General features: G+C 60.4%; 22 protein-coding genes and 1 tRNA gene. 8 read left to right on the top strand and 15 right to left on the bottom strand.

Annotated elements, in window-relative coordinates; all coding sequences use genetic code 11:
• Positions 1 to 102: 102 nt before the first annotated feature.
• From ABOK31_RS00465 to ABOK31_RS00445, 5 genes are all read right to left on the bottom strand, one after another.
• On the bottom strand, positions 103 to 1,140 hold the full coding sequence (locus ABOK31_RS00465) for a 4-hydroxyproline epimerase (protein WP_349957359.1): 1,038 nt from the start codon (positions 1,138 to 1,140) through the stop codon (positions 103 to 105).
• Between the two features lie 173 nt (positions 1,141 to 1,313).
• The gene (locus ABOK31_RS00460; RefSeq protein WP_174175525.1) at positions 1,314 to 2,618 is read right to left on the bottom strand and encodes an alpha/beta hydrolase; all 1,305 of its coding nucleotides are present in this window, start codon (positions 2,616 to 2,618) and stop codon (positions 1,314 to 1,316) included.
• A gap of 547 nt (positions 2,619 to 3,165) precedes the next feature.
• Positions 3,166 to 4,047 (bottom strand): aldo/keto reductase, encoded by an 882-nt coding sequence (locus ABOK31_RS00455; RefSeq protein WP_174175527.1) that lies wholly within the window; start codon positions 4,045 to 4,047, stop codon positions 3,166 to 3,168.
• A gap of 208 nt (positions 4,048 to 4,255) precedes the next feature.
• Complete coding sequence (locus ABOK31_RS00450; RefSeq protein WP_174175529.1) at positions 4,256 to 4,900, bottom strand: TetR family transcriptional regulator; 645 nt, start codon at positions 4,898 to 4,900, stop codon at positions 4,256 to 4,258.
• A 63-nt stretch (positions 4,901 to 4,963) separates the two neighbouring features.
• Complete coding sequence (locus ABOK31_RS00445; protein ID WP_349957357.1) at positions 4,964 to 5,611, bottom strand: methyltransferase domain-containing protein; 648 nt, start codon at positions 5,609 to 5,611, stop codon at positions 4,964 to 4,966.
• A 216-nt stretch (positions 5,612 to 5,827) separates the two neighbouring features.
• Here ABOK31_RS00445 and ABOK31_RS00440 point away from each other — a divergent pair, with 216 nt between their 5' ends.
• On the top strand, positions 5,828 to 6,748 hold the full coding sequence (locus tag ABOK31_RS00440) for an oxidoreductase (protein ID WP_349957355.1): 921 nt from the start codon (positions 5,828 to 5,830) through the stop codon (positions 6,746 to 6,748).
• A 75-nt stretch (positions 6,749 to 6,823) separates the two neighbouring features.
• Here ABOK31_RS00440 and ABOK31_RS00435 read toward each other — a convergent pair whose 3' ends face one another.
• Positions 6,824 to 7,297 carry a BA14K family protein gene (locus ABOK31_RS00435; protein ID WP_349957353.1) on the bottom strand — a complete coding sequence of 158 codons (474 nt, stop codon included), beginning with the start codon at positions 7,295 to 7,297 and terminating at the stop codon, positions 6,824 to 6,826.
• A gap of 150 nt (positions 7,298 to 7,447) precedes the next feature.
• On the opposite strand from ABOK31_RS00435, the gene ABOK31_RS00430 reads away from it, so the two are divergent.
• The 3 genes from ABOK31_RS00430 (at position 7,448) to ABOK31_RS00420 (ending at position 10,692) form a co-directional block, all read left to right on the top strand.
• The gene (locus ABOK31_RS00430) at positions 7,448 to 7,897 is read left to right on the top strand and encodes a MarR family transcriptional regulator (RefSeq protein ID WP_174175537.1); all 450 of its coding nucleotides are present in this window, start codon (positions 7,448 to 7,450) and stop codon (positions 7,895 to 7,897) included.
• Positions 7,894 to 9,450 (top strand): MDR family MFS transporter, encoded by a 1,557-nt coding sequence (locus ABOK31_RS00425; RefSeq protein WP_174175539.1) that lies wholly within the window; start codon positions 7,894 to 7,896, stop codon positions 9,448 to 9,450. The genes ABOK31_RS00430 and ABOK31_RS00425 overlap by 4 nt, the downstream gene beginning before the upstream one ends.
• 339 nt (positions 9,451 to 9,789) lie before the next feature.
• Positions 9,790 to 10,692 carry a GNAT family N-acetyltransferase gene (locus ABOK31_RS00420; protein ID WP_349957352.1) on the top strand — a complete coding sequence of 301 codons (903 nt, stop codon included), beginning with the start codon at positions 9,790 to 9,792 and terminating at the stop codon, positions 10,690 to 10,692.
• A 145-nt stretch (positions 10,693 to 10,837) separates the two neighbouring features.
• Here ABOK31_RS00420 and ABOK31_RS00415 read toward each other — a convergent pair.
• The 3 genes from ABOK31_RS00415 to ABOK31_RS00405 all read right to left on the bottom strand — a co-directional run bounded on the left by ABOK31_RS00415 (position 10,838) and on the right by ABOK31_RS00405 (position 14,739).
• Positions 10,838 to 10,914: transfer RNA gene (locus tag ABOK31_RS00415), tRNA-Arg, on the bottom strand.
• 125 nt (positions 10,915 to 11,039) lie between these two features.
• On the bottom strand, positions 11,040 to 12,560 hold the full coding sequence (locus ABOK31_RS00410) for a HAMP domain-containing sensor histidine kinase (RefSeq protein ID WP_349957350.1): 1,521 nt from the start codon (positions 12,558 to 12,560) through the stop codon (positions 11,040 to 11,042).
• Between the two features lie 172 nt (positions 12,561 to 12,732).
• On the bottom strand, positions 12,733 to 14,739 hold the full coding sequence (locus tag ABOK31_RS00405) for a methyl-accepting chemotaxis protein (RefSeq protein ID WP_349957349.1): 2,007 nt from the start codon (positions 14,737 to 14,739) through the stop codon (positions 12,733 to 12,735).
• A gap of 418 nt (positions 14,740 to 15,157) precedes the next feature.
• Here ABOK31_RS00405 and rpmH point away from each other — a divergent pair, with 418 nt between their 5' ends.
• The 3 genes from rpmH to yidC are packed head-to-tail and all read left to right on the top strand — an operon-like array spanning position 15,158 to position 17,521.
• Positions 15,158 to 15,292 (top strand): 50S ribosomal protein L34, encoded by a 135-nt coding sequence (gene rpmH, locus ABOK31_RS00400; protein ID WP_092843085.1) that lies wholly within the window; start codon positions 15,158 to 15,160, stop codon positions 15,290 to 15,292.
• A 25-nt stretch (positions 15,293 to 15,317) separates the two neighbouring features.
• Positions 15,318 to 15,719, top strand: coding sequence for a ribonuclease P protein component (gene rnpA, locus ABOK31_RS00395; protein WP_174175547.1), 402 nt, complete (start codon positions 15,318 to 15,320; stop codon positions 15,717 to 15,719).
• Entirely contained in the window at positions 15,719 to 17,521 is a 1,803-nt protein-coding gene (yidC, locus tag ABOK31_RS00390) for a membrane protein insertase YidC (RefSeq protein ID WP_174175549.1), read from the top strand. The genes rnpA and yidC overlap by 1 nt, the downstream gene beginning before the upstream one ends.
• A 57-nt stretch (positions 17,522 to 17,578) precedes the next feature.
• Here yidC and ABOK31_RS00385 read toward each other — a convergent pair whose 3' ends face one another.
• From ABOK31_RS00385 to ABOK31_RS00375, 3 genes are all read right to left on the bottom strand, one after another.
• The gene (locus ABOK31_RS00385) at positions 17,579 to 18,553 is read right to left on the bottom strand and encodes an alpha/beta fold hydrolase (RefSeq protein ID WP_349957348.1); all 975 of its coding nucleotides are present in this window, start codon (positions 18,551 to 18,553) and stop codon (positions 17,579 to 17,581) included.
• A 103-nt stretch (positions 18,554 to 18,656) separates the two neighbouring features.
• Positions 18,657 to 19,484, bottom strand: a complete 828-nt coding sequence (locus tag ABOK31_RS00380; protein ID WP_174175551.1) for a GyrI-like domain-containing protein — start codon at positions 19,482 to 19,484, stop codon at positions 18,657 to 18,659.
• A gap of 115 nt (positions 19,485 to 19,599) precedes the next feature.
• Positions 19,600 to 19,887: a hypothetical protein gene (locus tag ABOK31_RS00375; RefSeq protein WP_092715209.1), complete on the bottom strand. Its 288-nt coding sequence runs from the start codon at positions 19,885 to 19,887 to the stop codon at positions 19,600 to 19,602.
• Between the two features lie 119 nt (positions 19,888 to 20,006).
• On the opposite strand from ABOK31_RS00375, the gene yihA reads away from it, so the two are divergent.
• Positions 20,007 to 20,666, top strand: coding sequence for a ribosome biogenesis GTP-binding protein YihA/YsxC (yihA, locus tag ABOK31_RS00370; RefSeq protein WP_075855491.1), 660 nt, complete (start codon positions 20,007 to 20,009; stop codon positions 20,664 to 20,666).
• 73 nt (positions 20,667 to 20,739) lie between these two features.
• Here yihA and ABOK31_RS00365 read toward each other — a convergent pair whose 3' ends face one another.
• The 3 genes from ABOK31_RS00365 to ABOK31_RS00355 form a co-directional block, all read right to left on the bottom strand.
• A complete protein-coding gene (locus ABOK31_RS00365; RefSeq protein WP_349957346.1) occupies positions 20,740 to 21,297 on the bottom strand; it encodes a fasciclin domain-containing protein in 558 nt (185 codons plus the stop codon).
• Positions 21,298 to 21,406: 109 nt separating this feature from the next.
• Complete coding sequence (locus ABOK31_RS00360) at positions 21,407 to 22,120, bottom strand: anti-sigma factor (RefSeq protein WP_174175557.1); 714 nt, start codon at positions 22,118 to 22,120, stop codon at positions 21,407 to 21,409.
• Positions 22,117 to 22,656 (bottom strand): sigma-70 family RNA polymerase sigma factor, encoded by a 540-nt coding sequence (locus tag ABOK31_RS00355; protein WP_174175559.1) that lies wholly within the window; start codon positions 22,654 to 22,656, stop codon positions 22,117 to 22,119. The genes ABOK31_RS00360 and ABOK31_RS00355 overlap by 4 nt, the downstream gene beginning before the upstream one ends.
• Positions 22,657 to 22,931 lie beyond the last annotated feature (275 nt).

Genomic DNA, 22,931 nt, shown 5'->3' with positions numbered 1-22,931 from the left:
AAAGCCCCTTATCCGGCTTCTGGCCACCTTCTCCCCGCAAGCGGGGAGAAGGTTGGGGTGAGGGGCAAGACGCTCAAAGCAGCGGGAGCTCGCACTCCGCTCTCAAATATCGCCCGCCGAAGGTCCCCAAACATCCGTCATGGCAAAGCCCGCCGCCATCGGGTCGAACGGATCGAGCGCCACCTGGCTCAAGCCGAAGGTGAACCCGCGGCCGGTGATGGTGGGGATGATGGCCGGTTTGCCGGCAACCTCTGTTTCCGCCTGCAGGCCCACTTCGAACTCCGAACCGATGATCGAGCGGGACTTGAAGACATCGCCGACCTTGGCCTTGCCGCGCGCATGCAGCGTCGCCAGATTGGCGGAATTGCCGGTGCCGCAGGGCGAGCGGTCGGCGCGGCCGGGCCACATGGTCGTGCAGGTGCGGATGGCGCCATCGGCATCCACATCACGGAACATCACATAGGCAACGCCTGAGATCGCGGGGATCTCCGGATGCACAATGGTCATCACCCGATTGATCGCTTCCTTGATGACCATGCCGGCTTGCACAAGCGCTGCAGCATTGCCCTTCTCAATGGTCAGACCAAGCTGGCCGACGTCGACGAGCCCGTAGAAGATGCCGCCATAGCTGAGGTCGAGCTTGATCTTGCCCCATTGCGTGGTGTCGAGAGCGACATCCAGCTCATGCACGAAGGACGGCACCATGGTCAGCCGCACCTTCTCGCAGCGGCCGTCGCGGCAAGTCGCGGTGGCGCGGACGAGGCCGGCGGCCGTGTCGAGCGTGACGACCGTTTCCGGCTCCTTCATCTCGACGATACCGGATTCGAGCAGTGCCGTGGTCACGCAGATAGAATTAGAGCCCGAGCTTGCGTGCGCCTGATCGGGCTGCAGGATGATAAAACCGGCATCGGCCTCCGGATGCTTAGCCGGCAACAGAAGATTGACGGAGCCAATCGGTGCACCGCGCGGCTCCAGCACGAGGAAGCGGCGCAGCTCCTGGCCCTTCGGATCGGTGTTCAGCCAATGAAGCTGCTCGGCAATGCTGTTACCCGGGATCTTCGGCACGCCGCCGATGGCAACCCTGCCGATTTCCCCTTCGCAATGAACGTCCAGCAACTGGATCGTGCGCTTCCATCTCATTTCAAAGGCTCCCATCTGACGTGTTGCGTCATGCGCCGCCAATCTGGCTATTCTCGCGGGCAAACCGAGCCGACGCCATGTCCATTCCTCTGATATATCAGATTGAACAGCGTGGCTATGGCGTTTTGCGGTAGCCCTGAAACGCCTCCGCTGAGGAACATGCCGTGAAAGCGTTATTGTTTCAATGCGTCGCCGACATTGCTGCCGGTCGCCTCGACACTATCGCCGAGCGAGCCGACGGTATTATTGGCCGATGCGCCGACACGGCGCCATTGCTCGCCGTAGTTCTGTCGTGTGCGGGGATCGAAGATGGCGATCGGGGCGCTGACGGCGGCACCCGCCACACTGCCGACCGTCTGGGCGGCACCCATGGCAACCGCGCCGACGGCATCGCCGATGCCGACATCGGAATCCGTGATCGTCTGACCGGCAATCAACCGGGCGCCAATCAGCTTCACCACTTCCGGGCTTTCGGCGAACTTGCCATGGTTCAGACCATCGCCGGTCTTGAGCTTGGTGAGATCGAGCACGGTGATCCCCTGCTTTTCCAGCTCGCTGCGATAAGGCTCGGCCGTGGGGTCGATCTGGCCGAGGCGATCGATATTGCCGGAAATGCGGCGTGAGAGCGAAAGCGCACGGTCGTCCCGCGAGACGAACAGCGTGAAATGCGGCTTGTCCTTGCCGAGTGCCGCGAACTGCCGGCCGAAGACGTCAACATCGAGATCGGGCGAAGCGAGGATGACGTTGTTGATCTTCGGCGCGACGCGACCATTGCGGATCGCCATCTGCCGCAGCGATTCGACTGCGAGCCAACTGCCCATCGAATGCGCCATGACGGTGATATCGCCGACAGCCGGATCGGCGGCGACGCGACGCAGCAGCTCTTCCAGGGAGTCGCGGGAATAGTTCGTGCTCTCCTTGTCATAGGCGTAGTCGAAAATGCTGGCGCGCGACGGCCAGGTGAAGACGATCGGCGCGACCTCGGCATGCGAATCGTGAACGATCTGCGCGAAGCGGTAGACGGCATCCTCATAGCGGTTGTTGAAACCGTGTACGAAGATCAGTACCCGCTTGTTTTTCGGCAGTTCCGCATGCAGCCAGGCTCGCCCGTCCGCCTCTGTCGCCAAAGGCTTGACGGCGGTGGTGACGAAATTCTTCAACGGATTGCCTGGCAGACGGCTCGGCCACTGAACCTGGCCAACCTTGCGATTGGCCTCCGGAGGAATGGAGACGCTGACGGCATCCACCTTGAGCCCCGGCCCGCGCTCGCCCGAAAACAGAATGGCCGGGTCCTTGTCCGGCAGGCGTGTCGTCGCGACGAGGAGGTCGACCTTGGATGTGCCCGGCACGTTCTCACTGACGGGCTGCATGACCCCGATGGGACGACCGCACGCGGCCAGCGACAATGTCGCAACGACGGCCACAGTTCGGAGAAACAGCTTTCCCCATTGATCCGAACCCGCCATGCGCTGCATCATGCAACCCTTCCTTACCGCCATAACGTCGCGCCACTCTACGCATCGATACCTGCGGCGCAAGCGACTCCAGGGGTTCTTCGGCTTATGACGCGATGCTAATTCGCGACGGCATTGCAAAGGCGCAACGCCTTTAAAGATCCGGAAAAATCAGTGAGCAAGGTGGGATAAAAAAAGAGCCCGATGCGGGAGGAGGATGCATCGGGCTCTTGATCCGGATTGGCAACTGGGAGGAGGAGTGTTGCCAATCATTGAAGGAGCGCTGGGAGGAGGAGTGCGCTGCCTTCGAGGGATTAGATATAACGTGGGATGCGTCGTGAACAGACTGGCTTTCGCAATGCAGCAATGCACTGAGCGCATTGCTTTCTTGATAGATGCCGAAAATATCGCATGGCGCCGGCATTTTCAGGGGTTTTAGCGCCTATTTTACAGTCGTTTCTTGCCCAAATCCCGAGATTCACATGATCGTGATCGTCGTTTTTGCATTGGAGGCAGCTCTCGCTGGCCTCCGGCCGGCGGGCAATCCCCCACCGGCCGGGTGACTTTCGGCTCAGGCGGCCTTGAAAGCCTTCTTGCCTTCGGCATCCAACGCCGCGAATTCCTCGTCGGAGAGGACGATGTTCACGGCAGCGGTGTTTTCCTCGAGATGCTTGACCTTGCCTGTTCCGGGGATGGGCAGCATCACGGGGCTGCGCTTCAGCACCCAGGCAAGTGCAATTTGGCTCGGGGCGGCATTGTGCTTCTTCGCGATGGTATCGAGCAGCGAGCCTTCCTTGGCGAGATCGCCGGCCGCCAGCGGGAACCATGGAATGAAGCCGATGCCGTGCTTTTCGCAATAGTCGAGCACGTCTTCGCTGGTGCGATCGACCAGATTGTAGCGATTCTGTACCGTCACCACCTTGAAATGCTTTGATGCGGCTTCGATGTCGGCAACAGACACTTCGCTCAAGCCCGCGTGGCGGATGATGCCGTCATTGAGCAGCGATTTCACGGCATCGAACTGCTCGGCCGCCGGCACCTTGGAATCGATGCGGTGCAGCTGCCAGAGATCGATGCGATCGACGCCGAGATTACGCAGGCTCTTGTGCGCCTGCTGGATCAGATATTCGGGGCGGCCAAGCGGCACCCATACGTTCGGGCCTGTGCGGGTAAGCCCACCCTTGGTCGCCACGACGAGACCGTGGCCATAGGGATGAAGCGCCTCCTTGATCAGACGCTCGGAAATGTCGGGGCCATAGGAATCGGCCGTATCGATGAAATTGATACCGAGTTCCGGCAGGCGCCTCAGCGTGCGGACGGCTTCGTCATGGTTCTCTGGCTCACCCCAGATACCGGCGCCGGTGATGCGCATGGCACCGAAACCGAGACGATGAACGGGGAGGTCACCGCCGATCTTGAACTGACCGGACTTGGCTGCGTCGAATTCTGACATGGTTATAGTCCCTTTTGCTGATCTGAAATGTATCTGGCGTTTCCGGCGTCCGGGAAGGAGCCGAGATTTGAAGGGCAAATCGTGGGTTTCGCGAGGGAGAGATACAGTCGCGACCCGATACTAGATGGGTCTGCATCACGGCATATGCAATGCATCGATGTGCGATGCATTGCGACCGATCAAGGCGGGCTCCCCTAGCCTAACGCGGTCATGTGCGCTGTTGTACCTGTGCACCGAGATCGGCAAGCGCTGCCCAAAGCTCATCGAACATGGTGCGAGCGAACTGCTCCAGCGAAACATCCTGCGGAGATTGCGTCCAGCGCTCACCGCCGATGCGCAGCATCGTCACGACGGCCGCCGCAAGCATGCCAAGGCGGAGACGCTCTTCCTGGCTGCCGCTACCACGGGCAAACAGCGCGTCCGCGAGCTTCTTTTCCAGCTTGGCATATTTCAGTTGATCGCGGGCTTGAAGCGTCGGCGTATTGTGGATCAGGGCAGCCAGAGCAAGGCTTTGCGGATCGGCAATGGCAGTACGAAGGGCCGAGTTGACGGCCGACTCGATAACTTCGACAATCGAAGCATCTTCGCGCTGGGCAGCGACGGCGCCAATCAGCTCGCGGGCAAAACCATCCTGCCAGGCGGCAACGACCTCTTCCTTGCTGGGGAAATAATCGAAGAAGCTGCGCTTGGAAACATCGGCCGCCTCGGTGATATCCTCGATGGTGGTGGCGTCAAATCCGCGTTCGAGAAAAAGCCTCAAGGCGGCGGATTCGATGCGTTCACGGGTTTGGCGACGCTTGCGCTCGCGCCGGCCTTCCTTCACCGCGCTATCGACATCCGGCCTCTTCGCCATCCGCTACCCCTGCCAGCCATTCGCATCAGGCCGCCCCAAATCGGCCTTGCCGGCTTCAGGCGCCTAAGCGCTGATTCCAGCATTCTCTCCGGTGCTACGATATTTGGAGCCGGTGATCGAGAGCTCCAGAGGATTTTGCCGCGATATCCTGTAGACGCCGGCCGGCGGAATATTGCGCACCGTGCCGCCGATACGCTTTGCCTGCAGCCCGAGGCTTTCGAGGATCGGCTTCTGCACCGGACAGCGCGGGCCGTAGGTGAACTGATAGAAAGCCCCTCCCGGCTTCATCGTTTCAAAGGCGCCACCGACAATGGCCGCAACCTTGGAGGGCGGCATGGACAGCAATGGCAAGCCGCTGATGACGGCGCCGAACGGCGCATCGTCGAAGAGGCCGCATTGCCCGAGCTTGGCCGCATCCATATGCACCACTCGCGCCTCGGGGAAACGCCCGCGCAGGCGGACGGCAAACTCTTCGCCGAATTCGACGAGCGTCAGCGCGCTTTCAGGGATACCACGCGCGAGCAACGCCCGCGTGAACACGCCGGTGCCTGGTCCAAGTTCGAGGACCGGACCATCGAAAGGTTCGATCTCCTGCGTCATCAATCTTGCCAGCCGCTCGCCCGAGGGCGCCACCGCCGCAACACGCATGGGATTGCTCACCCAGGAGCGAAAGAACTGCACGAAATCAGCGCATGAGGTCTTTGTCGTCATTCCGTACATCCAATCTTCGGCGATAAAGTTTGATGAGGGCCGAACAGCGTGGCAATTCAAAGGCATGCCCCGCCATTAGACCGTCGAAAGTCATTGATATGCAGGCATCATCGCATATTTTGCACTTACATATTTTCATTTATTGCAAACTTGCATTTAGTGTAGAAATAACCAGATACAATGGGCAATGCCAAAATCTCTTCACAGGAGCCCGCAATGCCAGACTGGACAATAAAAGATATTCCGCCGCAGACAGGTCGAATCGCAGTCATCACCGGCGCGAACAGCGGTATCGGCTATGAGGCGGCAAAGGCCCTGGCAGGTGCCGGCGCAAAAGTTATCATCGCCTCGCGTAACGAGGCCAAGGCCAACGAAGCACTCGCCAAGATCCGCGCGGCAACACCGCGCGCAGACGTGACATTCGAGGCGCTCGATCTTGCCAGCCTCGATTCCGTCGCCCGTACGGCCAACCGCATCGCCGATACGCTGCCGCATATCGATCTGCTCATCAACAATGCCGGCGTCATGGCCATCCCGGACCGGCACGAGACCGAAGATGGTTTCGAGATGCAGATGGGCGCCAATTATATCGGCCATTTTGCCTGGACAATGCGGCTGCTGCCGAAGGTTTCTGCAGCCGAAAATCCGCGGGTGGTCACGGTCAGCAGCCTGGCGCATCGCAGCGGCAGGATCAATTTCGACGATCTGCAGTGGCGCAAGCGTTATCGGCCCTGGCCTGCCTATTGCCAATCAAAGCTGGCAACACTGCTCTTCAGCCTGGAGCTCGACCGGATCGCCCGCGCTGAAGGCTGGAAGCTTAAAAGCATTGCCGCCCATCCCGGCTACGCCGTTACCGGGCTTCAGACGGCAGGGCCTCGCATGGGCCGCGACAGGCCGGGCAGTCTTGAACTCCTGACGAAACTGCTGGAGCCGTTTGCATCACAATCGGCAGCAGCCGGCGCGCTGCCCACGCTCTTTGCCGCCACGGCACCGACCGCGGAAGGCGGCGCCATGTATGGCCCGAACGGTTTCTATGAACTCAAAGGTCCGCCGGTGCGGGCCAAGATTGCCCCTCATGCCCGCGATCAGGCGATCTGGCGGCGGCTGTGGGACGTCTCCGAGCAGTTGACCGGTTGAAGACAACCCCGCTCGCGGCAGCCTGAAAAGAAATCCCCCTCCGCGGAACGGAGAGGGATTTCGATATGCGCGATATCAACGGCTAACGCACTGACGGCGCGGACCGTTGGTCGGCCGATAGGTATTGTCCGACACACGATAGGTCTTGTAGCGGCTCGCGCACCAGCGAACATGCGCGCTGCCGCGCGGCGGCTGCGAAACGGCCCCACCGATGATTGCCCCGGCGGTAAATGCGGCCATCGGATACCACCAGCCATCATGGCGCCGATAGCCGGGGCGGTGATAGCGATAGCCGCGATGACCATGCCAATAGCCCGGGCGATTGTGCGGCCGGTAGTGGGGACGATAATGCGGACGGTGACGCCCGCGATAGTGCCTGTTGTGGTGGCGATATTGAACTTCCGTCAGGCCAGCGGGCTGATCACCCGTCTGATGGATTGCCGGCTGGATCAGCGGCTGGATCGGTGCAGCCGCCGCCGGGTCGAAAGACGTTACGGCAAGCAGGGCACTCAGGGCAGTCACTGTTACGGTTGTCAGAAATCGTTTCACAGCTCTTCTCCTCCTCATGAGTCGTAAATACTGACGAACAACGCGCAATGATTGAAAATCTTTCACAATATTACCGCTTGCGCAAGCACATGCCGCACGATAGGTCTATAGATAGGAAGCCTATCTATCTACATGCGAGTGAGACTATCGATGAGCAAAGCCGACCACCATCACGGGATCGAGGAAGCCTACGCGCTGGCCGAGGCGTTGCGTCCTGCCCTGCATCGCCTGCATCGACAGCTGCGGCGCGAGAGCGACGAGGCCGGGCTGTCGCCGCTGCATGCCTTGCTGCTTGTCGCCATCATGCGCCAGCCGGGCATCGGCGTTGCCGAACTGGCTCGGATGGAGAAGCTGCGCGGACCGACGATTTCAGGCCATGTGAAAGCCATGGAGCGGGATGGCCTTATTGCTCGTTCGGAGCCAGACCCGAGCGACCGCCGCCGCAATGGTCTGGTGGCGACAGCGAAAGGCGAAGAAATCATCCGTAGCCTGAAACGGCGGAGAACCGACTGGCTCGCCTCCGAACTCGCCAAATTGTCGCCGCAGCAGCGTGACGCCATTCGCGCCGCAATCGAACCGCTCATGGAGATCGGAGAATGAATACGGCTCGTCCGAATGCTGTCCCACCATCCGATCCGACGGCAGGCGACCCGCCCGATCGTCGCGAGATCCGCGCCGTCATCCTAGGCCTGATGATCGTTCTCGGCCTCGGCGCGATCGACCAAAGTATCGTCGCGACTGCGCTGCCGCGCATCGTCAGCGACCTCGGCGGCCTGACGCACCTTTCCTGGGTGGTCAGCGCCTATGTGCTTGCCTCGACCAGCACCATGCCGCTCTACGGCAAGCTCAGCGACCAGTACGGCCGCAAGCCGATGATCTATGCGGCGATCCTCATCTTCCTCCTCGGCTCGGTGCTGAGCGGCATGGCACAGACGCTGATGCAGCTCATCATCTTCCGGGCGATCCAGGGTATCGGCGCCGGCGGATTGCTGCCGCTGGCGCAGATCATCATCGGCGATATCGTGCCGCCAGCCAGACGCGGTCGCAATCAGGGTTCGATCGCGGCCGTCTTCGCCGTCTGCAGCGTCATCGGCCCGATCGCCGGCGGCGTCATCACCGATCTCCTGTCATGGCACTGGATCTTCTACGTCAACCTGCCGATCGGCGCCATCGCGCTCGTCATGATCGGCCGGGCGCTGAAGCGGCCGCATCATACACGCAGCCGCCGTATCGACTATCTCGGCGCGGCGCTGCTGACGAGCTGCACGACCAGCTTCCTGCTGGTGCTCGCGCTTGGCGGCAATGAATGGGCCTGGAACTCGCCGGAGATCTTCGGCCTCTCCGCCATTGCACTCGTTCTCTTCGTCTTTTTCATCCTGCATATCCGGCGCGAACCGGAGCCCGTGCTGCCGCCCGATCTCTTCCGCAACCGGCTGTTCGTCGTCGCCTGCATCGTGCTCGCCCTGACCTTCATGGGCATGCTCGGGGCAAGCCTTTTCTTTCCCTTGTTCTTCCAGATGGTCATGGGAGTCAGCGCCTCGCATTCGGGCTTGCTCACCGGCCCGCTGATGATCGGCGTCGTCATCTCTTCCATGGTCAACGGGCGCGTGCTGCTGCATCGCTTCGGGCGCTACAAGCCGGCACAGCTCTGCGGCCTCAGCCTCGCAACCGCCTCCTTCGCCGTACTCGCCTGGGCGGCGGCCACCAGCCAGGGCTTCTGGATCATCGAGCCGACCGTCTTTGCCCTCGGCCTCGGCCTTGGCCTCGTCATGCCCACCATGACGATCGCAGTGCAGAATGCCCTTCCCCTTGCCCATCGTGGCGTGGGAACGGCGACGCTTGCCTTCTTCCGCTCGCTCGGCGGCCTCATCGGCGTCACGGGCTCCGGCGCCATTCTTGCCTATCGCGTACAGAATGCCGGCGGCGTCCTCGACGGGATGCATATATCCTCACTCACGGAAGCCGGCATGAAGCAACTCGCCACCGCCTCCCCGGAGGCGCATGACGCCGCGATAGCGCTCTATCGTCACGCGATCGCCATGACTTTCGCGACGGGTACGGCCATCGTGGCATTGGCGCTGATCGCACTGCTCTTCCTGCCGGAATTACCGCTGGCGACGGATCATGGGCAGGAAGCAAAGCGTCAGGGCTGATCGGTGCGGGTGATTGCAGTCACCTAGCAAAGCAACAAAGTCGGTTTAAGCTAGTGCAGCCGGTGAAAAGGCGCGCATTCGCAACGCGGGAGGGCCATGTCTCGACCTAAATGAGTATGCAAACAGCGCGCGGGCGGGATGAAATTGAGAGCGCGTATGTTATGATCACGGCCTTGTAATCAAAGAATGTGCCGGAAGGGAGAAGCATCAAGCCTCCGGTTTCTCTTATTGGGGCGAAGGGTGCCGAAAGCACAGCGGCGGCATCCGAGACGGCAGTCATGAATGGCCGGGACGACGCGTTACGGCGCTCTATCGCGGGAACATTTGCGGGGTTATCCAATGCCGCTTGTTTACAGACCTGCCCGTGCGGACGATTTGGCCGCGACCGATGCTCTGGTGGTTGCCAGCATCAACGATCTTACCGTTCGGCATGGCTTCGGCCCGATGGCGACGGCAAGCCCTCCCAACTTTCAGTTATTTTCACTCAAGGACGACCCTGATGGATTATGGGTCGCGGACGATGGCGGGAAAATCCTCGGCTTCGCCTGGAGCTGGGTTTGCGGCAATGTCTGGTTCCTCGCCCAGCTGTTCGTCGATCCCGCCCGGCAGGACCAGGGCATCGGGAATGAACTCTTGGCACGAACCGTGGAGCACGCCCGGAAATCAGGAGCGGTTCACAAGGCACTGATTACCTTCACCTTCAATCGTGTCTCGCAGGGCCTTTACATGCGGCATGGCCTCTTTCCCAAAATGCCGATTTACTTTTTCAGCGTCGCGCGTGAACGGGTGAGGCAGACTTTGCCGGAACCGTCATTGCGCGCCATCGCACTCGATACCGGCGGGGCGGCGATGGAAAATCTTGTCGAGATCGATTCCCGCGCCATAGGCGTCTCGCGGGAGAAACATCATCGCTATCTGCTCGACGACCCATCGAACGCAGGCTTTTTGCTCTGCGCTGGCAATGATATTGTCGGCTATGGCTATATCAGCTCCAACGGGCACATCGGCCCCCTCGCGGTCACGCGGCCTGATTTTCTTCATGATGCCTTTGCGACCGCATTGAAGCTGGCGGCAGATGGCTCTGCCGAGAAGATATCAGCATTCCTGCCAGGCACATGCGACCGCGCCTTGAGCCTTGCGATCGCTCAAGGGATGCGGATCACCTTTCCGATGCTATTGATGGCATCGCCCGGCTACGGCGACTGGACTCAATATCTGCCGCGAAATCCAGGCTTTATGTGACCCGCCATTTCCAGCTCCAGCAACGTGGAATGGCCATCTCGGCTCCAAACCTTAGCGATCACCGGGATGGGCCAAAGAGCAACTTGCGCCCGGGCTCAGGCCTTGGTGCCTAAGTTATTCTCGATTGGAATGAAGATGGAGAAAATGGCGCACCCGAAGAGATTCGAACTCCTGACCCCCAGATTCGTAGTCTGGTGCTCTATCCAGCTGAGCTACGGGTGCGTGGCCGAAACGGAAGAAACCGTTGGCGTGGGCGGTTCTCTAAAGCCTCCCTTGAGGGAATGCAAGTGGATTTCTGAAAAAGATCGCGATTTTCGTGCATATTGACGCCAAGCAGCTGAAAACAATCAACTTTCTTGGAGGCTTCTGCTGCGGTAATCGTCGAGGGATACCGGGCGGTCGGGGATCTCGATGCGGAACTGCGTGCCGGCGGCCGGTTTTTCGACGAGCGCAATGGTGCCGCCATGGGCAAGGACAAGCTCACGGGCGATCGCCAGGCCAAGGCCCGTGCCGCCGGAGCGGGCAGAACCCCGGAAGGCCGTGAACAGGTTTTCCCTCGCCTTTTGCGGCATGCCCGGGCCGGTATCGTCGACGGTGATGCTGACGACACTGCCGATCCGGTGCGCCGAAACCGTGATCCGCCTGACGCTATCAGGCTCCGCCTCGCCGAAGGCGATCAGCGCCTGATGGGCATTGCGGCAGAGATTGTGGATGACGCGGAACAGCTGCTCGCTGTCGGCATCGACCTCCAGATCCGGGCTGAGCTGCTCGATGAACTCGATGCCGCTATCCGGATCGATCGCCAGAATATCGCGCACCTCCTCGATAAGCTCGAATATGCGAATCTTGCGCCGACGCGGCGCCGACTCGGAGGTCTGACCATAGGACAGGACCTCGGTCGTATAGCCGACGGCGCGGTCGATGGTGCGCAACAGCTTCGGAGCAAAGCGCTTGACCATCGGGTCATCGACATCGACCAGACGGTCCGACATCAGTTGCGCGGCCGAAAGGATATTGCGCATGTCGTGATTGATCTTCGACACCGCCAAGCCAAGCGCAGCCAGATTCTTCTGCTGCTTCAAGGTTTTCTGCAATTGCGACTGCATCGCGGCAAGATGCCGGCCGGCTACGGCCAGCTCATCGCGTCCCTTCTCCGGCGCAAGAACACGGCCGGGATCTTCCGGATCATCGGAATAGGCCTGCATGCTGTCCGTCAGTCGGCGGATGGGGCGGATCATCATGCGGTTGATCGCAAAGAAGATCAGCGTCGCGGTGAACAGCGAAATCAGGATCGAGACGAAGAACACACTGACCGAATAGGCAAGCATCGCATTGCGCAGGCGGGTATCCTTCAACACCACCTCGATGCCCGTATTGGCATCGCCGCCGACCGGACCGAAAACGCGGATAATCCGATTGCCGCCGAACAGCAGCGTATCGAGCGCATCCTTGATCGCGGTGAGCTGAGACACGTCGCTCAGATCGTACTTCTCATCTACGGAGGCCGGCATCTCGGCTGTTGCCAGCAGGCGTGACGTGCCGTCCTTGCGCAGAACGATGGCGCGCGTGCCAGTCGCCATCAGGGTTTCCTTCTGCAACGCGCGCGGCAGTTCGGCCGGCTGCAGGCCATCAATGACGATGGCAGCGGCGGCGGCGGTGTTCAGCCGATCCTCCAGCCAGCGCAGCCGCATATTGGCGACGGAGGGCACGAAGATCAGCACTTCGGCCAGCGAAATGAAAACGACCGTAAGGATGAGGAGCTTGCCGGAAAGGCCGCCAAAAATGCCGGTCGGCCGGCAAAACTGAGACAAGCGGCCCTTCTCGACCTTGCCGTCCTTTACGGCGCCCTTGCCCTGCCCACTGTCCATTTCAATTGTCCCGCTTCGCTGCAAAGCGATCTGATGCGACCTGATCGAAACTAGATAATAGGCGATTGTGGGCTTTTTTCCAATCGGCTCCGGATTTTGACAAAAGGAGGAGGCCGGCTACGGCACCCAGGCGCCGCAACCAGCCTCATAAGCCAACCTCACATCTGTGGGGTCAGAACTCTTCCCAGCCTTGCGTTGCAGCGGCCGGCGCAAGCGCTCCGCCGCCGAAGGCAGTCGCGACCCTGTCGATCATGCGGCGCGCTGGCGAAGCTGTGGGGCGATGCGTCTCAGCACGCGCCGCCACCGGTGCTGACACATTGATAGCATCGACCTTGAAGCGCGAAACGAGATGGACAAGGCCATCCGCCTCGGCCGCCAATCGATGGGTCGCGGCCGAGGTCTCCTCGACCATGGCGGCGTTTCGCTGCGTGACCTCATCCATCTGGTTGACCGCGTTGTTCACCTCGGAGAGGCCCGTCGCCTGCTCGCGCGCCGCCGTTGCGATCGAGTGGATGTGATCGTTGATCTTGAGCACGCGAGCCTCGATGGACGACAGCGCCTCGCCGGTCGCCTGCACCAGCTTGACGCCGATCTGCACCTCGTCACCGGACTTGCCGATCAGGGCCTTGATATCCTTGGCAGCTGTCGCAGAACGCTGGGCAAGCTCGCGTACTTCCTGGGCAACCACCGCGAAGCCCTTGCCCGCCTCGCCGGCGCGCGCGGCCTCGACACCGGCGTTCAACGCCAGCAGATTGGTCTGGAAGGCGATGTCGTCGATCACGCCGATGATCTGGCTGATCTCGCCGGATGCCTGCTCGATGCGCCCCATGGCATCGATGGCGTTACGAACGACCGTGCCGGAGCGTGCAGCATCGTCCTTTGCTTCGCTGACCATGACGCTGGCCTCGCGCGCCCGCTCCGTGGAATTCTGCACGACGGAGGTGATCTCGTCGAGCGCTGCCGAAGTCTCCTCAAGAGCGGCCGCCTGCTGTTCCGTGCGCTTGGAGAGGTCGTCGCTGGCGTGACGCAGCTCATTGGTGTTGGAGTTGATCGAGCCTGTGGTCTCGCGCACTTCGCTCATGGTGCTCTTCAGCGTCGCGAGCGTCGTATTGACGTTCTGCTGCAGCTCGGCAAAAGCCCCCTGGAATTCGCCCTTCATTGCCTGGGTCAGATCACCGTCAGCCAGGCTTGCAATGACGCGGCGGACCTCGCCGATCCCCGTGTCGACGCTTATCAGGAGCTCGTTGACGTTGCGCGCAAAGCGGTTGAGATTGACGTCGCCATAGTCCTTCTCGATGCGCGGGCTGAAATCGCCGGCTGCCGCGGCGGAGACTGCCAGAGACATGCTCGACTGAAGCTCGTCGCTCTTGGCGCGCATGGCCGTTTCCTCGGCATTCATGCGGCGCACGGCATTACCGTTTTCCTTGAAGACGTCGACGGCTGCCGCCATCTCGCCGATTTCGTCCCGACGGCCGGCAAACGGCACCTCGATATCGAAATGGCCGTTCGCGACACTCTTTATCGCGTCGGTCACCTTGCGGATCGGGCGGCTGAGATGGACAGTTCCGATATAGGCGCCAAGGCCGACACCGGCCGCGATACCGGCGATCATGATGCCGAGGACGACCCACAAGACGTTGCTGTGAAAGGTTGCAATCTCGGCCTCGGCTTTCGCAAGCTCCCCCTTGTCGGTCTCGACGACCGCATCGATCTCAGCCTGGAAAGCCTTGCGGTTGGCACGGTTCGCTTCGTTATTGCCCTGCTTGCCGGCGGCATCCGGGCCATCCGTCACACCGAGCCTGGCCGTTTCCGTGCGAAAGACGCGAAATTCCTGGGCACGGGCCTGCAGTTTGGTGAATTCCGGCTTCTGCGTATCCGGCACCAGAGGCGCCCAGTCCGTCAGCACCTTGTCGATTTCGTCGAGATCCGCCATCAGCCCATCGGCAAAGGGTTTGGAATCCTTTGCCGCAGCAGCGGCATAGATGCCGCGCGCTTCCATGACCACCGCGGTCACGTAGCGATTCAGGCGCTCGCCCATGTAAGCACGGCTCGCCGTCTGCTCGTAGCTCTGTAATTTCTGGTCATATTGATGCAACGCATAGAGGGCGGTGGCGCCAATCAGAAGCGCCGCCCCGGCCATGACAGATACAAGCAGATTTATTTTGCCGCGAATTTTCACAATACCCCTCCGGCGCAGATCCCATCCCCCGTAAATCGATGGGTTTTACGACATGGAGCTAGATATCGACTAAAATCATTAACGTTACATTGAAGTATTTTTAATCTAAACGTACTGCATTTCTGACTATACTTTCCATATATTTTAGAATATCTGCAATCTATATTTAAGGTTGTGTACACATTCCGCCGAGCACTGCCGCCAAATGCGGGTTGCCGCGGCCGACAGCGCGAATTTGCCCGATTTCAAGGAATCTGTGCCCCTATAATTGACTTCCGGGGCCTTGATCCGTATAAGCCCGCGCACGTCCGGTCATGGAGCCTGCATTTGCGGGACAAGTCCGTTCGCCATAATCAACAACGCTCCTTGCTATTGAAGCAAAGCTCAAGAAGGGCCGCACTCCGCGGTGTTTAAATAAATGAAGCGTACCTACCAACCATCCAAGCTTGTCCGCAAGCGTCGCCACGGTTTCCGTTCGCGCATGGCTACCAAGGGCGGCCGTGCGGTTCTTTCCGCTCGCCGTAACCGCGGCCGCAAGCGTCTTTCGGCCTAAGGGCCGAAGTGCCCGATAATCCAGGATGGCGGGCAAATTGACGAATGAACGACCAAAAAAGACTGTCGGGCGGCTGAAAAGCCGGCCGCAGTTTCTTGCAGTCCGCGAAGGCGAGAAGCGCAGAGGCGGCTTCTTCCTGATTGAGGTGCTGGACCGCAAGACCGCCGACGCCGATCCCCGCGTTGGATTTACCGTCACCAAAAAACATGGCAACGCGGTGGAGCGCAACCGCATGCGGCGCAGGCTGAAAGAAGCCGTGCGGCTTCATGCAGGGTTTGCAATGCAGCCCGGACACGACTATGTGGTTGTCGCGCGGCGCGATGTGCTGACCGCGCCTTTCGAAAAACTGGCAAGCGAACTCGTAAGCCGCGTCGAAAACAGGCCGAAACATCGGCGGTCCGAAACGGATCGCTCCAGGAAAGTATGATGGAAAACAACCGCAATTACTTCATAGCAATTGCACTGTCCGTGCTGATTGTTCTCGGCTGGCAGTTTTTCTACATGAACCCGCGCCTCGAAGCGCAGCGCCAGGCTGAACAGGCCGCCAAGGCTCATCAGCAGGCGCAGCAGGCCCAGACGACGCAGTCGCCCGCAGCGGGTGCTGCCGTGAACGGTTCGTTGCCGGCAGGCGGTCAGACGGCGCCGGCGGTCCTCACCCTCGAGCAGTCGGTCGCCAAGACCGCTTCGTCGCGCGTCATCATCGACACGCCGGCCCTTGCCGGCTCCATCAACCTGGAAGGCGCGCGTTTCGACGACCTCCAGCTCAAGGCCTACCACGAGACCGTCGACAAGAGCAGCCCGATCATCACGCTGTTCAGCCCGGCCGACACCAAGAACGGCTACTTTACGGAACTCGGCTATGTCGGCAGCGATGCCACGGGCGCCGTTCCAGGCCCTTCAACGATTTGGACGCTCGCAAGCGGCGACAAGCTGACCGACAAGACGCCGGTGACGCTGTCCTACACCAACGACAAGGGCATTACCTTCAGCCGCACGATCTCCGTCGACGATCGCTACATGTTCACGATCACCGACAAGATCGCCAATGCCAGCCAGGCTCCAGTTTCTCTGTCGAGCTATGGCCGCGTCACTCGCTACAACAAGCCTGAAACGCCGTCGGCCTACGTCCTGCACGAAGGCTTCATCGGCGTCATTGGCGATGACGGCCTGATCGAGACGAAATATGCGTCGACCGAAAAGGAAGCCACGACGCCTGCCAAGGCGACCGGCGGCTGGCTCGGCATGACGGACAAGTATTGGGCTGCAACCATCGTGCCGCCACAGTCGACCGCTTATGACGCCCGCTTCTCGCACTTCGCGGATGGCACGCCGCGTTACCAGGCAGACTACAAGCAGGATGCGATCACGGTCGCTCCCAGCCAGTCGATCGAGCTGAAGAACCTCGTCTTCGCCGGCGCCAAGGAAGTTCCGGTCATCGACCGCTACGAGACCAGCTATTCGATCCCGCGTTTCGACCGCCTGATCGATTGGGGCTGGTTCTATTTCATCACCAAGCCGATGTTCAAGCTGATGGATTTCTTCTTCCGCTACTTCGGCAATTTCGGCGTCGCGATCCTCTGCACCACCATCGTGGTCAAGGCGCTGTTCTTCCCGCTCGCCAGCCGGCAATACGCTTCGATGGCGAACATGAAGCGCGTGCAGCCGAAGATGGAAGAGCTGAAGGCCAAGTTCGGCGACGACCGCATGGCCCTGCAGCAGGCGACCATGCAGCTCTACAAGGAAGAGAAGATCAACCCGATCGCCGGCTGCTGGCCAGTGCTTTTGCAGATCCCGATCTTCTTCTCGCTCTACAAGGTGATCTACATCACCATCGAGATGCGCCATGCGCCGTTCTTCGGCTGGATTCAGGACCTTTCCGCTCCCGATCCGACCTCGATCGTCAACCTCTTCGGCCTGCTGCCGTTTGCGGCTCCGACCTTCCTGCATCTCGGCGTCTGGCCGCTGATCATGGGCGTCACCATGTTCTTCCAGATGCGCATGAACCCGACGCCGCCGGACCCGACCCAGGCGATGATCTTCAACTGGATGCCGCTGGTGTTCATGTTCATGCTGGCAAGCTTCCCGGCCGGCCTCGTGATCTACTGGGCCTGGAACAACACGCTCTCGGTCATCCAGCAGTCGATCATCATGAAGCGCCACGGCGTGAAGGTGGAACTCTTCGACAATCTGAAGGGCCTCTTCAAACGAAAACCGGCACCATCGAAATGACGAAAAGCCCCGCTTCGGCGGGGCTTTTCTTTTGCGGCAGTTGTTTCGCGCTTTCTTTCAGCTCTTCCGTTCCGGGGCGAGATTCTTGCGGAAGAATTCGAGGATATTCGCATCGAGCGACCTGTGAAACGCAGCCCGGTCAAATCCAGCCTGATCCGTACAGATCTCCGGCTGGGACCCGGCCAAGCCCGCCGAGCATGGCGCCAGAAAGGCGAAATGGGCCGAACCGGGCACGACGTGGAAGTCCGGCTTGTCAGGCAGATTGACCGCCAGTGCTGCGACATTTTCCGGCAGCACGCCATCACCGCCATGTTCTGACCCCCAGAGCTGGATCGGAGCGCCGACCGCCTTCAGGCTTTCCTTTGTCGAAAAGAAGCTCAGCGGATCGGCAAGGACGAAGGCCTTTATGCGCGGATCACGAGCGAGCGGCTCGGCCGGTATTTCGTTGCGGCGGATCTCGCCGCAGATCGGAGCAGGCTCCGGACAGGGAACCGTGGCGTCGTGAAAGTCGGGGACCGCGCCTGCAAGCACCAGGCCGGTATAGCCGCCACGCGAGAAGCCGAAGAAACCGATGCGATCCGGATCGATTTTTTCCGCCTGCGGCCAGCCGGCAAGCAGGAAATCGATCAGACGCTTAATGTCTCGCGGCCGCTGAAACATGATCGAGATGTCGCCCGATCGGCTGAGATCGGAAAAATTGTCGCCGGGATGGTTGAGCGCCACCACCAGGAAGCCGGCATCGGCCAGTGTCTCTGCCACATCGTGATGATTGAGGGAGCCGCCGCTGTGCCCGTGCGAGATGACGATGAGCGGCAGCTTGCTCCCGGCGATCGGGCAATTGCGGACGGCAGCCACCGTTATCGGTCCAAGCTTCACCTCCTCCGGCGGCGTCGCGCAGGGCGACCAGACGAAGGCGCTCAGGGCCGGATTGTCTGCCGTCGCAGGAACCTGAATGGACGTCAGACCGGCCGCTCGAGCCGATGAGGCAGCCAGACCGAGGGCTAAGAGAATTCCAATCTTCAAGAAACGCATTTTCTTCTCCGGGAACGGGATCAAGGGAGGCAGGGACGAGTGATATCGACACGCCGGCCCTGATGGCCGGCATGTTCCATTCGGAAGTCTGATCTCGAACAGTTCAGGCTACGATGTGACGGAGCGGGATCAGCAGATCGGTGGCTATTTCGTGCTCCATCACCTTGGCCGGATGGTTGAGGTAGAGCTCGATTATCGGGCGGTCGTCAGGCTCGTAACCGCTCTGCGGCAGCCAGCCGCCGAAGAGCGTCTGAAAGGTCGGGGAAATAAGGGTATATGAACCCATGAGCCGATAGCAGGCGTAGAGGCCGCCGGGCAGATCACGCTGCTCCAGTCCCTCGGACGCGACATCGTCCGGCGGGAGTATGACAGCGGCGAAATACCAGAATCCCGCCCCCTGTTCGGGATCGCCGGAGCCGATGCCGATACGTGTCATGTCATGCCAGGCACGCCCGCGCTCGGCCAGCCTTTGCGCAAGTCGGCGATAGGTGTGCGGTATCGTCTGCGCCGGCCCTTCGTGACGCAATCCAAAGAGTGTTGCGGGAGGTCGGTCATCGACCGTAACGGTGGGCAGATTTGCAGTGATCGCCTGCTGTTGCAGCTGGAATGCGGTCGGGGTGAGGCCGGTCATGCCGCGAAAGGCGCGGGCGAAGCTCTGCGAGCTGTCGTAGCCTGCCTCCAGCGCCGTCTCGGTGACCGAGGCCGGACTCGTGGCCAATTGATTTGCGGCCTGCGCAAGCCGTACCCTGCGGATCGTGGCGGCTACGCTTTCGCCTGTCATCGCCCGATAGAGCCTATGAAAATGGAACGGCGAGAAATGGGCGACCGCCGCCAGGCTTTCGACGGAATGGGATGCTGCGGGATCGACCATGATCGCCTCGATGACCCGGGCAATGCGCCGACGATAGTTTTGTTCTGTAGCGGCTTTCATGGCATCGAGCCTTAGCACGACTTGTGCGGCGCCGTGGTGCAGCAATTGCGGATTTTACGGGATCACCATCTGCTGCAGATCAAAATTCCGATCTAAGTCGACGGTTTAGGAGAGTTCAGCCGCGGAGGGTCGGATCATTCCACCGCCCCGCCAGGAAGCTGCGGGCATCGGCGAGAATCTGCCTGTATTCGGGCTTGAACGGAGCAGCGAGCTGTTTTTCGAGATCCCCGAGCAAACCGTTCAATACCGCGCATTCGGCAGGGCTTTCGAAACACAATTTGTCGGGGGTGTGCGTTGCCTTCGGATCGGACCAGCGGGAAAGAAGCTCGAATAGAACGACGGCTTCCTTCGCATCGAGGCGTATTTCTGCGATATCGTCGTCTTTCGAGGCATCCTGCTCCATGCGCGCAGCATGACAGGGTCCGTGCAGGTCCGCAACATGGCACACACATCGATCAAAACTTGACTTTCATGGGCAAAACCCCGAAGCCAGACCATCAAACCAAGCAAAAGACTGAGCAAATGGCAGATCAGACGACAAAAGACGACAAGCCGCTTTTCGGGCGTCCGTGGATCTTCATCCGCGGCGTGCCGTCGATGAAATTTCTGCCGCCGGAAGGGCCGCCGGAAATTGCCTTTGCCGGCCGCTCCAATGTCGGCAAGTCGTCGCTGATCAATGCCCTTGTCGGGCATAAGGGGCTGGCGCGTACCTCTAACACGCCGGGGCGCACGCAGGAGCTCAACTATTTCGTTCCCGACGGCTTTTCCGGCGAGGGTGGCGATCTGCCGCCGATGGCTCTGGTAGACATGCCCGGCTATGGCTATGCCGAAGCACCCAAGGATCAGGTGGATGCCTGGACGAAGCTGGTATTCGACTATCTGCGCGGACGCACCACGCTGAAGCGCGTCTATGTGCTGATCGACAGCCGCCACGGTATCAAGAAGAACGACGCGGAGGTCCTGGATCTGCTCGACAAGGCCGCCGTTTCCTATCAGATCGTGCTCACCAAGACCGACAAGATCAAGGAAGCAGGCATACCGAAGCTGCTCGCCGACACAGCCGAAAAAATCCGCAAGCGCCCGGCTGCCTATCCCGGCATCCTCGCCACCTCCTCGGAAAAGGGCGTCGGACTTCAGGAGTTGCGCGAGGCGATCGGGCTGACGGTCGGCATCCAGGTCTGAGGACCCTCCGATACAATGAGGCCGCCGCCCCCGACCCCGCATAAGGCGACGGCGGCCGTGTTGCCGCTAAGGATTACATCTTCGGCAACAACACCTTGTCGACCACATGGATCACGCCGTTCGACTGCTTGACGTCGGCGATGGTGATGTGAGCGGTGCCGCCGGCCTCATCGGTCAACGTCAGCTTGCCGCCCTTCTCCATGGCCTTGATCGTGCAGCCGCCGACCGTTTTCAGATCGTATTCGCCGCCCTTGCTCATTGCCCATTTCTTGATGGTGGCAGCCATGTCGTCACCAGCGACGACATGGCAGGTCAGGATCTTGACCAGCTTTTCCTTGTTTTCCGGCTTCAGCAGCGTTTCGACCGTGCCCGCCGGCAGTTGCTTGAAGGCTTCATTGGTCGGCGCGAAGACGGTGAAAGGGCCTTTACCCTCAAGGGTATCAACGAGGCCGGCCGCCTTGACGGCTGCGACCAGCGTCGTGTGATCCTTGGAGTTCACGGCATTCTGGATGATGTTCTTGCTGGCATACATCGCAGCGCCGCCCACCATCGGGTCCTTGGCATAGGCAATGCTGCTTGCGGCTGACAGCAATGCGGCAGCGGCGGCAATGCGAAATACGGTCTTGATCATAACGTCTCCTCTTCCTCTCTGTTGCCCCGATCAGGCGGGGTCGGAAGAAGATACGGAGCACGCGGATAAAGAGTTTCAGCCGCGATCGTTTTTCGCGAGCCGAAATTCCTCAGGGCAAATGGATCGTGCCGGAAGCGACGACATCGCCTGTCGGTTTGCCGGTCGGCGAGCCGCCAAAGGGCTCGACACTAACGGCGATGATGGCGCCTTCAGTCAATTTGGCGTGAAGTTCCGGCGACAAGACGATTTCGCCATCGCCGGTCGGTGGGAGGATGCCCAATGCCTCGGCGGGATCGCTGCCGCGAATCAGCCAGAGCTCCAGCGATTTCTCCTCGGGCTTGCCGGCGGCGACCGGCGTAATTTTCAGACGCCCGTTGGCGACGTCGTAATTGGCGAGGAGATTGAACGGACTGTTCTGGCCGGAAAGGGATGCGGTGAGTTGCTTGCCGGGGCTCGTGCGCAAGCCGCCTTCATTCGTGATGGCGAAGACGAGCACACCGGCGGCCAGGAACAGCGAACCGAAGGCGACCGAGCGCCAGACTAAAAGGGAATTCCAGAGCTGAGCACCGAAGGCCGCATCACCGAAAATGCGCTTCTCGATCTTCGGATAGACCGAAGGGGATGGCGCCACCGCCTCATATTCCTCGTTGAATTCCGAAAGGTTCTGCTCCCAGCGGCTGACAATCGCGGCAAACTGGCGGTCGCTGCGCATACGGCGCTCAACCTTCTGCCGGTCCTCCAGTGAGAGCACGCCAAGCACATATTCTCCGGCCAGGACTTCATCGCGGGAGCGGCCTCCCTTGCTTTGATCGGGCGTACTCATCGGTCCATGCACTCTCTCAGTCTAATCAGGCTTCGGCGCAGCCAGGTGCGCATAGTATTCAGTGGCACAGCGTGTTGGTCGGCGAGCTCCTGGTAGCTCAAGCCCTCGACATAGGCGCTGCGAACAGCCCGCGCGCGATCAGCTTCCAACTCTTCCATGCACCTGTCAATCCGCCTTCCCTCTCCCTTCACGATTGCTTGTGCTTCGGGGCCGGGTTCCAGGTCGGCGAGATCGTAAGCGCTGTCTATTTCGTCGGCTACGGGCTTGCGGGCTCGGATGAAATCGATGGCGCGATTGCGCGCGATCGTCATCAGCCAGGCCATTGCCGGCCCTTCCGCAACAGCAAATTGCTCGGCCCGCTGCCAGACCTTGATATAGACCTCCTGCAAAACCTCCTCCGCATCCGCCTTGTTGCCAACGATACGCAGGCAAACACCCAGGAGTTTCGGGCTGGTGCGCTTGTAGAGTGCAGCAAAGGCTTTCTGATCGCGCATGGCGATGCGGCCGATCAGCGCTTCCGTCTCCTCGCTCGCCATCCAAATCCCCGGGGTGCGACGCCTGCACCATCTTTAGAAGAAAACTTCGCTTCGGCAAACGTGTCTACGCCATCAATTTCGGCGACGCTAATGTGACATAGCGTCAACTAAAGCGCAGCGCGATCTTTCAGATATGCTTTTCGCGCTTTAGGTCTTTGATTTTACGCATGTCGTTGCCGCAAAACCGCTGCAGACTTTTGTGCGACATGCTTTAATCCCGAGATCATTATTCCCTCTGTCAAAAACTTGAGATAAAAGGCCGCGATCAATTCCGA

It is taken from the genome of Rhizobium sp. ZPR4, from assembly GCF_040215725.1.
Taxonomy (GTDB): Bacteria; Pseudomonadota; Alphaproteobacteria; order Rhizobiales; family Rhizobiaceae; genus Rhizobium; species Rhizobium rhizogenes_D.
This window is presented reverse-complemented; position numbering and strand designations above follow the sequence as displayed.